The 12015-nt window shown below is 70.1% G+C and carries 10 protein-coding genes; 6 read left to right on the forward strand and 4 right to left on the reverse strand.

Annotation, left to right across the window (positions count from 1 at the left end):
- Nucleotides 1–20: 20 nt before the first annotated feature.
- A complete protein-coding gene (locus BT364_RS09995; protein ID WP_371268550.1) occupies nucleotides 21–3116 on the forward strand; it encodes a ThuA domain-containing protein in 3096 nt (1031 codons plus the stop codon).
- A 69-nt stretch (nucleotides 3117–3185) separates the two neighbouring features.
- Here the strand turns inward: BT364_RS09995 and BT364_RS10000 are convergent, their stop codons facing one another.
- Complete coding sequence (locus tag BT364_RS10000) at nucleotides 3186–4322, reverse strand: aminoglycoside phosphotransferase family protein (protein ID WP_072484776.1); 1137 nt, start codon at nucleotides 4320–4322, stop codon at nucleotides 3186–3188.
- Between the two features lie 231 nt (nucleotides 4323–4553).
- Between BT364_RS10000 and BT364_RS10005 the strand changes: the two genes are divergently transcribed.
- Entirely contained in the window at nucleotides 4554–6053 is a 1500-nt protein-coding gene (locus BT364_RS10005) for a DNA-binding protein NsdB (protein WP_072484777.1), read from the forward strand.
- 141 nt (nucleotides 6054–6194) lie between these two features.
- Here the strand turns inward: BT364_RS10005 and BT364_RS10010 are convergent, their stop codons facing one another.
- Nucleotides 6195–7661, reverse strand: coding sequence for a PP2C family protein-serine/threonine phosphatase (locus BT364_RS10010; RefSeq protein ID WP_072484778.1), 1467 nt, complete (start codon nucleotides 7659–7661; stop codon nucleotides 6195–6197).
- Nucleotides 7662–8046: 385 nt separating this feature from the next.
- Between BT364_RS10010 and rpmG the strand changes: the two genes are divergently transcribed.
- A complete protein-coding gene (gene rpmG / locus BT364_RS10015; protein ID WP_072484779.1) occupies nucleotides 8047–8211 on the forward strand; it encodes a 50S ribosomal protein L33 in 165 nt (54 codons plus the stop codon).
- A gap of 192 nt (nucleotides 8212–8403) precedes the next feature.
- On the opposite strand, the gene BT364_RS10020 is transcribed toward rpmG, so the two are convergent.
- Nucleotides 8404–9078: a YoaK family protein gene (locus tag BT364_RS10020; RefSeq protein ID WP_256259664.1), complete on the reverse strand. Its 675-nt coding sequence runs from the start codon at nucleotides 9076–9078 to the stop codon at nucleotides 8404–8406.
- 212 nt (nucleotides 9079–9290) lie between these two features.
- On the opposite strand from BT364_RS10020, the gene BT364_RS10025 reads away from it, so the two are divergent.
- From BT364_RS10025 to BT364_RS10035, 3 genes are all read left to right on the forward strand, one after another.
- Nucleotides 9291–10067, forward strand: coding sequence for a DUF4389 domain-containing protein (locus BT364_RS10025; protein ID WP_072484780.1), 777 nt, complete (start codon nucleotides 9291–9293; stop codon nucleotides 10065–10067).
- Between the two features lie 43 nt (nucleotides 10068–10110).
- The gene (locus BT364_RS10030) at nucleotides 10111–10626 is read left to right on the forward strand and encodes a DinB family protein (RefSeq protein ID WP_072484781.1); all 516 of its coding nucleotides are present in this window, start codon (nucleotides 10111–10113) and stop codon (nucleotides 10624–10626) included.
- 293 nt (nucleotides 10627–10919) lie between these two features.
- Nucleotides 10920–11435, forward strand: coding sequence for a lytic polysaccharide monooxygenase auxiliary activity family 9 protein (locus BT364_RS10035; RefSeq protein WP_072484782.1), 516 nt, complete (start codon nucleotides 10920–10922; stop codon nucleotides 11433–11435).
- Between the two features lie 74 nt (nucleotides 11436–11509).
- Here the strand turns inward: BT364_RS10035 and BT364_RS10040 are convergent, their stop codons facing one another.
- Nucleotides 11510–11773, reverse strand: coding sequence for a LysR substrate-binding domain-containing protein (locus BT364_RS10040; RefSeq protein WP_072484783.1), 264 nt, complete (start codon nucleotides 11771–11773; stop codon nucleotides 11510–11512).
- Nucleotides 11774–12015 lie beyond the last annotated feature (242 nt).

A 12015-nucleotide genomic window follows, 5' to 3' on the forward strand; every position in this document is an offset into this window, starting at 1 on the left:
TGCGCTGTCATGTCCGTGACATGCGGCGTACGTTCATCGCGCTGGTGGGCGCACTGCTCCTCGCGCTGACCGCACTGCCCGCATCCGCAGCCACCACCGGCAAGGCCCCCGCCTTCCGCGCCCTGCTCTTCACCCGCGCCGTCGGCTATGTGCACGCCTCCATCCCGGCCGGCGTCCAGATGTTCAAGGAGGAGGCCGCCGCGGGCGGCTTCGAACTCGTCGAGACCGCCGACCCCGCGGTCTTCGACACCACGAAGCTCAAGGACTTCGACATCGTCGTCATGCTGCAGAACTCCGGCATGGTCTGGGACACCGACGCCCAGCGCGAGGCGATGCAGGCCTACGTACGCGGCGGTGGTGGCGTCGTAGCCATCCACAACACCCTCGACATGGGCATCGAGGACACCTTCCCCTGGTGGGACGAGGCCATCAACGGCGGCGTCCACATGCCCGCCCACTCACCCGGCGTCCTCCAGGGCACCGCCAAGGTCGCCGACCGCGTCCACCCCTCCACCGCGGGACTCCCCGAACGCTGGGAGCGCCCCGAGGAGTGGTACAACTTCGACCGGAACCCCCGCGGCGACGTCCACGTCCTGGTCACCGCCGACGAGACCACGTACAACCCCGGCGGCTCCGCCATGGGCGCCGACCACCCGATCTCCTGGTGCCGCAACACCGAGGGCGGCCGGGTCTGGGCGACCGCCATGGGCCACGACACCGCCTCGTACAGCGAAGCCGCCTTCCGCACCCATGTCATGGGCGGCGTCAGGTGGGCCGCGGGCAACAAGCCCGGCGACTGCGGCGGCACCGTCTGGAGCGGCTACGAGAAGGTCGCTCTCGACGACAACACCGCCGACCCGATGGAACTCGACGTGGCCAAGGACGGACGGGTCTTCTACGTCCAGCGCAGCGGCGAGATCAACATCTACGACCCGGCGACCCACGCCACCACCACCGCCGGGAAGCTCGACGTCTACACCGGCGGCGAGGACGGCCTGGTCGGCATGGAACTCGACCCGGACTTCATGAAGAACCACTGGATCTACCTCTACTACGCTCCCGCGGCCGCCACCGAGGACGTCAACCGGCTCTCCCGCTTCACGGTCAAGGGCAACACCCTCGACCGCGCGAGCGAGAAGAAGCTCCTGGACGTCCCCGCCTACCGCGACCGCACCTTCCCCGAGCCCGGACACACCGGAGGCGCCGTCGAGTTCGGCCCCGACCGCACCCTCTACCTCGGCGTCGGCGACGACACCCCGCCCAACCTCGACCCGAACTGGCAGGGATACGCCCCGCTCGACTGGCGCGAGGGCAAGCAGATGCTGGACGCCGCCCGCACCGCGGGCAACACCGACGACCTGCGCGGCAAGATCCTGCGCATCAAGCCCAAGGACTCCGGCGGCTACACCATCCCCAAGGGCAACCTCTTCGCACCGGGAACCGCCAAGACCCGCCCCGAGATCTACGCCATGGGCTTCCGCAACCCCTTCCGCTTCACCGTCGACCCGAGGACCGGCTACGTCCACGCCTCCGACTACGGCCCCGACCGCGGACTGCCCACCACCGACCGGGGGCCCGAAGGACTCGTCGAGTACAACGTCATCAAGAAGGCCGGCAACTTCGGCTGGCCGTTCTGCCACGGCAACAACCAGGCATACGCCCCGTACAACCCGGACACCAAGGAGGTCGGCCCCAAGTTCGACTGCGCCAACCCGGTCAACCCCTCGCCCAACAACACCGGTCTGACCCAGCTCCCGCCGATCCAGCAGCCGGAGATCTGGTACGGCTACGGCGCGTCCGAGGAATTCCCCGAGGTCGGCAGCGGCGGCTCGGCCCCGATGAGCGGCCCCGTCTACCACTACGACAGGAAGAACCCGTCCACCACGAAGTTCCCCGCCTACTTCGAGGGCGCAAGCTTCTTCTACGAATGGTCGCGCGACTTCGTCAAGGAAGTCCGCTTCGACAAGGACCAGAAGGTCCTGAAGATCAATGACTTCCTCTCCACCCAGAAATTCAACAAGCCCATGGACATGACGTTCGGGCCCGACGGCTCGCTCTACGTCCTCGAATGGGGCAGCTCCTTCGGCGGCGGCAACAATGACTCCGGGCTCTACCGCATCGACTACGCACAGGGCCAGCGCGCACCGGTCGCCAAGGCCGCCGCCTCAGCCACCGACGGGCCCGTCCCGCTGAAGGTCGACTTCTCCAGCCAGGGCAGCAACGACCCGGACGGCGACACCCTCAGCTACGCCTGGGACTTCGACGGCGATGGCACCTACGACTCCACCGAGGCCGACCCCAGCCACACCTACACGACCAAGGGCGACTTCGCCGCCCAGCTGAAGGTCACCGACTCCACCGGCAGGTCCGGCTACGCCAACATCCCCGTCACGGCGGGCAACACGGCACCGAGGGTGACCATCGAATTCCCGGTCAGCGGCAAACTCATCGAGTTCGGCGACAAGATCCCGTACAAGGTCACGGTCACCGATCCCGAGGACGGCCCGGTCGACTGCTCCGAGGTCACCGTCAACCCGGCCCTGGGCCACGACGACCACGAGCACCCCACCACCGACGTCCCCGGCTGCGAGGGCACCGTGGACACCGGTGACCTGGGCGGCCACCCCGAAGGTGCGGACCTCACCTACGTACTCAACGCCAAGTACACCGACCGGGGCGGCGACGGCGTCTCCGCCCTGACCGGCTACGGCCGCGCCGTGCTCCAGCCCAAGCACAAGCAGGCGGAGTACTACGACGCACAGTCCGGCACCCGGATCGTCGCCCAGGAAGGAGCCGAGAACGGCAAGCGGATCGGAGACGTCTCTGACGGCGACTGGGTCGCCTTCGACCCGATGAGCGTCGAGGGCATCGGCACGGTCGGCTACCGACTGTCCTCACCCAACGGGGTCGGCGCGATCGAACTGCGCGCCGACGCCCCCGACGGCGGGCTCCTCGCCACCACACCGGTCCCCGATACGGGAGGCTGGGACAACTACCAGGCGACCCCGCCCGTGCCCGTCCAGGAACTGAAGGGAACCCACAAGCTCTACCTCGTCTTCACGTCCCCGCAGGACAACTCCTTCGACGTGGACGCGGTCGACTTCAGGAGTCCCTGACAGCAGACCGGCGCGCTGCGGGCCCGGTGTGTCGGCACCGGGCCCGCAGCGCGCACCCCCCTGGCAGGGTCAGCGAGTGCCGACCGCGGCACGCACGGCCCTGCGGGCCATCGCGCAGTCGTCGTGCAGCCGGCGCAGCAGCAGCCGCTGCTCCTCGCTCGACGACAGCGCACCCGGGCGATCCTGACCGGCGCCCGACGCCGAATCGCGCATGGCCCGCTGCACGGCCGTCTCGTACGTACGGATCTCGCGGGTCAGCACCAGCATCAGGTTCACCAGGAACGCATCCCTCGCCGCGGGCCCGGAGGCCTGCGCCAGCTGACTGATCTGACGCCGCGCCGCCGGTGCGTCACCGAGCACCGTCCAGAGCGTAGCCAGGTCGTAGCCGGGCAGGTACCAGCCCGCGTGCTCCCAGTCCACCAGCACCGGACCCGTGGGCGACAGCAGGATGTTGGAGAGCAGCGCGTCACCGTGACAGAACTGCCCCATGCCCTGCCGGCCGCCCGCGTGCGCCACACCGTGCAGCAGCTTCTGCAGATCGCCCAGATCCCGGTCGGTGAAGAGCCCCAGCTCGTGATAGCGGGCGATCCGTGAGGCATAGTCGAGCGGAGCGTCGAAGAGCCCCGGCGCGGGCCGCCAGGCGTTGACCCGGCTGATCGCGCCCAGCGCTGCCCGTACATCGGCACGGGGCGGAGCCTCCGACGGATGCCGGGTCAACGCGGCCACCCGGCCGGGCATCCGCTCGATCACCAGTGTGCAGTTCTCCGGGTCGGCCGCGATGAGCCGCGGCACGCGTACCGGCGGACGGTGCCGGACGAACGCACGATATGCAGCTATTTCGTGCTGGAACCGCTCCGACCACGCGGGGGAGTGGTCCAGTAAACACTTGGCGACCGCGGTCGCGCGGCCGGTGGAGCCGACGAGCAGCACCGAACGGCCGCTGCGGCGCAGCACCTGAACCGGGTTGAACTCGGGGCAGATCCGGTGCACCGAGGCGATCGCCATTCTCAGCTGCGCGCCCTGCGCTCCCGACAGGTCCAGCCGGCCGCTGAGCGGGGGACCGGCCAGACCGCCCGCGGGCCGTCGCGGCCGGACCGCGCCGGGCGCCGGTGCGGCGGCATGCGGAGCGAGGTACGGTCCGCCGCCCGCCCCCAGGGGACGGAGCGGCCGGGACGGGGCGGTCACGGAGGACGATGCTGTGTACATGGGCGAGACAGATCCCTTCGTGCGCCGACAAGTTGCGTACACCGCCCCGGCCGGCGGCCGTTCGGCACCCTGGGGAGTACCTAGGGCTGCCGGGCGGGGTGGCGCTTTCCTACCTGACACCGATCGACAGGTGGCAGACCACGTGGCGCACCCTGGCGAACCCTGGCGAATAGTCGCAAGGCATCTGACATGGGGTTACTGTCAACACAGCCGAGAACCTGGGGGCTTGACGTGACCGGAGAACCCAACACCCGCCTGTCCGACCTGTTCGGCCTCGCCGGCTGGTCCAAGGGCGAACTCGCGAGAATGGTGAACAGGCAGGCGGCGGCCATGGGCCACCCGCAACTGGCCACCGACACCTCGCGGGTGAGGCGTTGGATCGACATGGGGGAGTCCCCCCGCGATCCCGTGCCCAAGGTGCTGGCTGCCCTGTTCACCGAGCGACTCGGCCGTGTCGTGACCATCGAGGACCTCGGGTTCGGCCGGCGCGGGCGTGTGGGGAAGCGGCGAGAGGTCGGGACGCAGGACAATCCCGACGGACTGCCGTGGGCGCCCGAGCGGACGGCAGCGGTCCTCACCGAATTCACGGGAATGGACCTCATGCTCAACCGACGCGGCTTGGTGAGCGCGGGCGCCGCGCTCGCCGCAGGATCGACCATCACCGGCCCCATGCACGACTGGCTGCACTCCGACCCCGTGCTGGCGGCCGACGCGCCACGGTTCGACGACCCGCTGTACGCGGACCAGGCCGGTTTCGACCGGTACGAGGCCGCACCCATCGGGTCGGACGAGATCGAGGCGCTCGAACGCTCCGTCGAGGTGTTCCGCGCCTGGGACGCCTCGCGGGGCGGCGGACTCCAGCGCAAGGCCGTGGTGGGCCAGCTCAACGAGGTGGGCGGCATGCTCGCCTACCGCCACCCCGACCATCTCCAGCGCCGGCTCTGGGGCGTCGCGGCCAACCTCGCGGTGCTCGCCGGATGGATGTCCCACGACATCGGCCTCGAACCGACCGCCCAGAAGTACTTCGTCATCGCGGCACACTCGGCGCGCGAGGGTGGTGACCGCCCCCGGGCGGGCGAGGCACTCTCCAGGGCGGCCCGCCAGATGGTCCACCTGGGCCGTCCCGACGACGCCCTGGACCTGATGAAGCTCGCCAAGTCCGGCTCCGGGGACATGGTTCTGCCGCGCACCCAGGCCATGCTGCACACCATCGAGGCCTGGGCCCAGGCTTCCATGGGCCGCGGCCAGGCGATGCGGCGCACACTCGGGAAGGCCGAGGAGCTCTTCACTTCGGACAAGAGCGATGTACCGCCGCCCAGTTGGATGCAGATGTTCGACGAGGCCGATCTGCACGGCATGCAGGCCCTGGCGTTCCGTACGCTCGCCGAACACGATCCGTCGGTGGCGATCGTGGCCCAGCGCCACGCCAAGCGGGCGCTGGAGCTGCGGGCCAACGGGCGCCAGCGGTCCAAGATCTTCGACTACATCTCGCTGGCCTCGGCGTGTTTCATCGCCGACGACCCCGAGCAGGCCGACCGGTACGCGCGACTCGCCCTGGTGACCATGGGAGAGACCTCCTCGCACCGCACCTGGGACCGGCTGCGCGAAATGTACCGGCTCACGGGCCAGTTCGCGGGGTACGCGAAGATCGAGGACCTGCGTGAAGAGATCAAGCTCTCCCTGCCGCAGAGCTCCATCATCAAGCAGCCCAGGCGGTCTTCGCAGATCTGAGATGCGGGCGCCGCGATGAAGGGGCGCCGAGCACAGGCCGTCCGAGCACCGCACCCGCAGGCGGGCCCGCCCTCCTGCGTCGTTGCGCCGTGTCCGGTGTCCTGTGTGCCCGAGTGGTTCTGTACGGGCGCCGCCGCGCTGTTAAGCCCCGATGCGGGCGATCAGCACGCAGGCGTCGTCCAGTCGCTCGGTGTCGCCGAACTCCGCGACTACGGTCCGCAGGCACTCCTGTGCCGAACGGGCCTGCGTGAACCGCGGTGCCAGAGCAAGCAGCGCGTCCGGGCCCGCACCCCGGTCGCTGTGGCGGTTCAGCCCTTCGGTGTGCAGCACCAGCACGTCGCCGGGCAGCAGATGCACTTCGTCCTGCTCGTACGCGACCCCGGAGGCCGCGCCGAGCAGGACCCCGTCCGGCGCGGGCAGCGGCCGCCCCTCCCCGTCGCGGAACAGCAGCGGAGCGGGGTGTCCGGCCTGCGCCCAGGCGAGGGTGCCGGTGGCCGGATCGACACGGCAGCACACCGCGCTGCCGAGAGCGGGTTGGACGGAGGTTTCCAGTAACTGATTGAGGTGTCCCATCAGGACGCCCGGCTCGATGCCGGCCACGGCCATGCCACGGAGCGCGCCCAGCAGCATCGCCATGGCGGAGGTGGCCTGGATGCCGTGGCCGGTCAGGTCACCGACCGTGAGGACGGTCCTGCCGTCCGGCATCTCCAGCGCGTCGTACCAGTCACCGCCGATGTGGGAGCTCGACTCCGACGGAAGATAGTGGGCCGCGATGTCCAGTGCGCCCGGCCCCTGCGAGGGAAGCCGCAGCGAGCCCCGCCACGGGGGGAGGACGGCTTCGTGGAGCTCGACGGCCAGACGGTGCTCGGTCTGGGCCCGGTGTTCCCGGTGGCGCAGCGAGTCATGGCTGCGGCGCACCGCCTGCTGGCTGCGCCGCAGCTCGCTGACGTCGCGCAGAACGGCCCACATGGAGGCGGTGCAGCCGTCCGGGTCGAGGACGGGCTCGCCCATCATGTGGAGTGTGCGCATCCGGCCGTCGGTCCGCAGGATGCGGAACTCGCCGTCTATCGGCCTTCCGTCCACCAGGCAGTCCGTCACCAGGGCGGTGAGCAGGGGCTGGTCCTCGGGAAGCAGCATGGACGGGAGCTCGTCCAGCGAGAGCGGTCCGGCCTCGGGGGACCTGCCGAAGATCTGGAACAACTCCTCGGACCAGCTGACGCCGTCGGTGAGCAGATTCCACTCCGCGCTGCCCACGCGGCCGATCAGCGATCCCGGCTGCGGCTCGTCGTAGCGCTGCTGCGCGCCTGCCTCCGCCGTGTCCGGCGTCGCCTCCGGCGCCGAGGCGTCCTCGACATGTTCCGTCCGGGGCGGCAGGCCCTCCCTGAGCTGTCCCAGGTGTGAGCCGAGATCGTCGAGATGGTGGACCGCCAGATCGCAGAGCGCCCGCTGCCAGCGCAGCTGCGGATCCTCCTCGTCGATCAGCACCGTGTCCCGCCGCACGGCATCCACATCGCCACGGAGCCGACGGGTCCGGTTGATCAGCGCGTCGACGGCCTCGCGTTCGGACGGCTGTGGGGCGGGGCGGTCCGCGAACAGAGGGGGCGGCATCTCGTACTCCGATACAGGCGCGGCACGACCAGGTCTGAAGGTGGACCGAGGACGACTGTCGCACAGCCGACGAGGGCCCGTAAGGGATTTGGCAATACTCGATGCGTTGTTGCTTCTGGCATGTGCCACAGGCTGCTCAGAGCCCCGATTCATCGAACAGCCTTGCTGTCTGCGGACGTTGATGCAAGTCATCCGGCGCGTGCGGACGGTTGTGCGCCCGCGCGCATTGTTCTTCCACCGTGTGCCCGGCTCGATCGGGGCGTGCGCGAGACGTGGGGGTGTGCGGCGGGAATGCGGCCGTGGCCCGCTGTGTTGCATCAGCAGAACGAAAACGAAACCCATTCCCATCAGGGGAGTGGGATCGTGCAGGAGTGTGGAGGCGCCCATGGCCCGCAGCGAGGCACGTCCTGTGGTGACGCTCCGGTCGACGGCCGGAACGGGGCAGGACTATGTCACCCGAAAGAGCCGTCGGAACAACCCCGACCGGCTGGTGCTGCGCAAGTTCGATCCCGTGGTGGGGCAGCACGTGCTCTTCCGTGAGGAGCGCTGACCGGGGAGCTGCCGGAAGGTCCGGTTCCGTGCCGTGGATCACAGTGCGGGGTGCGCGTTTCCGGGAACGAGGAGCAGCGGTTTATCGTTCACCTATATGCGGATGTCGCGCACCGCGCCCGCCCACAGGCCGCCCCGGCTGGATTCCCCCGATCCGGCCGGGGCTTTCCTCTGTCCCCCGGCTCCGTCGCGGTCAGCCCCGGGACGGCCGTCGGCGCAAGGTCTCGACCAGCAGTGCGCCCGCCGCCGGAAGCACGGCCACCGCAGCCGCCGCGTCCGGCCACAGACGTACGGTCAGCGCGGTCACGGCCGCGCCCACCACGACCGCGATCAGCCTCCCGGCCACCCAGTGGTCCCCCTCCTCCCACGACCGCAGAGCCGCCCGGCCGACGAGGGCCGTGAGCGTGCCGGTGAAGTAGTTGGTGGGCGTCGCGCGGATCCGGCCCTGGATGCCCATGGCCACGGCGATGAGCACCAGCAGCCCCAGCCGAGCGCCTTCGGAGGCGAGCAGGTCCAGCGCCCACAGCACGGCCCCCGCCGTCAGCAGGGCCACCTCGGTCAGCAGCATCACCGGCAGTGACCACCGCAGGCGCTCGTTCATCCACGCGCCGCAGATCACGCCGATGCCGTAGGCGACCAGCGAGATGATCACCCGCAGCGCCACCCCGTGCTCTCCGCCACCAGCGGCAGCGGCACCGAGCAGCACCAGGTTCCCGGTCATCACCCCGGCGAAGACCTGGCCGACACAGATGAAGACGAACGCGTCGGCCGCCCCGGAAGCGGTCGACAGAAGCAGCAGGGACCATTCGCCCCGTGGATCGGGACCGGCACCGCGGGCGGGAGCGGAGGGGCGTGTGGGAGTGGACACGCCTGCATTCTCGGTTCGGGCCCCATCGGCAGCAGCCACTCGCGGCCCGCACGGCGCGCCGGGGCGCCGGCGGACCCCGCCGCACCGTCCCGGCAACGGGCCGGGGTACCTGATCGGCCCATGGCCGATTGCGGGCCGCCCCCGTCCGGCCCAGCGTGGGGAGACGCCGCCCGCACCGACGGCGTACACATCTTCCGCCGACGAGGAGCGACATGGCTGACGCCCAGTGGAGCCCGGGCCCGAGGGCATGGATCGCCGACGAGTGGCTGCCTGTGCTGGACGTCGTCGAGCCGCCGCGACAGCGCAGGCTCACCGTGCTGGTGCGGCTGCTCCTTCTGATCCCGCACTTCGTCGTGCTGTTCCTCCTGCACATCGCGGCCGTGGTGACCGTCGTCGTGGGCTGGTTCGCCGCGCTGTTCCTGGGCCGGCTGCCCGAGCCGGTCTTCCGCTTCCTCGCCGGATACCTCGGCTACCAGGTACGGGTCGGCGCGAGCAGCATGCTGCTCGTCGACCGCTATCCGCCGTTCGCCCTGGACCCGCCGCCGGACTACCCGGTCCGGATCGAGGTCCGGCCCACCGGTCTCAACCGCCTGGCCGTCTTCTTCCGCCTGATCCTGATGATTCCGGCGGCCGTCGTGCAGGGTCTCGCCATGTCCGGCTGGTGGGCGGCGGGGATCGTCTGGTGGCTGATCACCCTCATCCTGGGACGCATGCCCCGTCCCCTCTTCGAGGCCACCGCCGCCGTGCTCCGCTACGGGATGCGCTTCAGCGCGTACGTCCTCATGCTCACTCCGGCCTACCCCAAGGGCTTCTTCGGCGAGGACGACCTCTCCGTACCGCGGCAGCAGACACGCTCCGCCACGCGGCCCCTCCTCATCAGCTATGCGGGCAAGGGGCTGCTCGTCCTGTTCCTGGTGCTCGGGGTGGCCACCTCCATCACCACGTCCACCACCACCACCTGGTCGGACGAGCCCACCGACGGCATGTGAAAAACCCTGTCCGGTGCCACCGCGGACGAGGCATGATCACGACATGACATGGACAGCACCCGACGTGACGCGCACACCCGGTTCACTCGTGGCCGACGAGCGCGAGATGCTCACCGGCTATCTGGCATGGTTCCGCAGCTCCCTGCTGCACAAGTGCGCCGGTCTGACCGGGGAACAACTCGCCGAACAGACCGTACCGCCGTCGAACCTCGCCCTTCTCGGGCTGATCCGCCACATGGCGAAGGTCGAACGCGTCTGGTTCAGGGAGCGGTTCGCCGGCCAGAAGTTCGACCCGATGTACGACCCGGAGAAGGGCAAGGACGCGGACTTCGAGGACCTGGACCCGGCCCGCGCGGCCGAGGACTACGCCCGCCTAGTCGAGGAGAGCCGGCTCGCCGACGAGATCGTCGCGGGTGCCTCGCTGGACGACACCTTCGTCCATGGCGGCGAGGAGTACTCACTGCGGATGATCCATCTGCACCTGATCTCGGAGTACGCGCGCCACACCGGCCACGCCGACCTGGTGCGCGAGCGCGTGGACGGTGTGACGGGCGGATGACGCACCGCTGGGCGGGGCCCGGCGCGGCCAGGTGCGCGGGAAGCACGGGCGACGCGGGCACCGTACGACGGCGGCACTGCGCTGCGCCGACACCTTGACGTGGACGCGTCGTTGGGTATGGTCTGGTCCAAGTGCAGTGCCCTGTCGGACGTCCCGGAGTCCCGGGCGTACGCGGCAGTGGTTCCTGCCGTGCCCTTCGCACCTCTTGGCCCCCACACTGGAGAGGCCGGTCCGTCACTGCCGGGCCCCCACAGCCCGCTCGTGTGCGGCGACGCCTCATGTGAAGGAGAAGCATGCACGCGAAGAGGAAGACGTCCGCAGTCATCGGTGCCTTACTCGCACCCGTACTGGCCCTGAGCCTTCCGGCGGGTTCGGCCAGTGCCCACGGATACATCTCGTCGCCGCCGAGCCGCCAGGCCCAGTGCGCCGCCGGGACCGTGAGCTGCGGAGAGATCAAGTACGAGCCGCAGAGCGTGGAAGGCCCCAAGGGGCTGACCGGTTGCAGCGGCGGCAACAGCCGGTTCGCCGAACTCGACGACGACTCCAAGGGGTGGGCGGTCACCCCGGTCGGCCGCAACACGTCCTTCCAGTGGACTCTGACCGCCCGGCACGCCACGAGCACCTGGCAGTACTTCGCCGGCGGCCGGAAGATCGCCGAGTTCGACGACCACGGCGCGCAGCCCGGCGCCACGGTCACCCACCAGGTCGCCTTCGGCAGCCTGACGGGCAGGCAGAAGGTCCTCGCGGTGTGGAACATCGCGGACACCGCCAATGCCTTCTACGTCTGCATCGATGTGAACGTCGGCTGACCGGCGATCCCGGCCGGCGGTGCGCCGGAGCCCTCACCCGCTCGTCCGGGCTCCGGCGCACCGTCATCCGCGTATCAGCGGGCGGACAGCTCCCGCGGCCAGCTGCCGATCATGCGGAGCACCCCCGTGAACGTGCGCTCCGCCGGGGACCGCAGCCGGTCCCTGCGGCACACCAGATCGACCGGGCGCGAACGCGGGCGCGGGCTCACCGCGAGCACGGCCAGGGACTCCCACCGCACATCGTCGACCACCGCGTGCTCGGAGATCAGTGAGAGCCCCAGCCCGGCCGCGACACACTGCTTCACCGATTCGGGACCCCAGATGTCGCTGCGCGTCACCCCGGTCAACTCCCAGTCGAGGAAGATCGCCCGCCCCGCAGGCCAACGTCGCGATCAACGGCCCCGACATCCGCTGGGTCGGCACCGAGACCGCCTCGGGACGCGACGACGAAGGGAGCGTCATCCCGTTCAAGGGCGACCCCGCGTTCCGCAACCGCGACGACGAGATGGTGGTCGCGCCCGAGGGCGGCGACCTCGCCTCCCGGGACGTCCTGACCGCCCACCACCCGGACTACCTAGCC

Source organism: Streptomyces atratus (assembly GCF_900119365.1).
GTDB lineage: Bacteria > Actinomycetota > Actinomycetes > Streptomycetales > Streptomycetaceae > Streptomyces > Streptomyces atratus_B.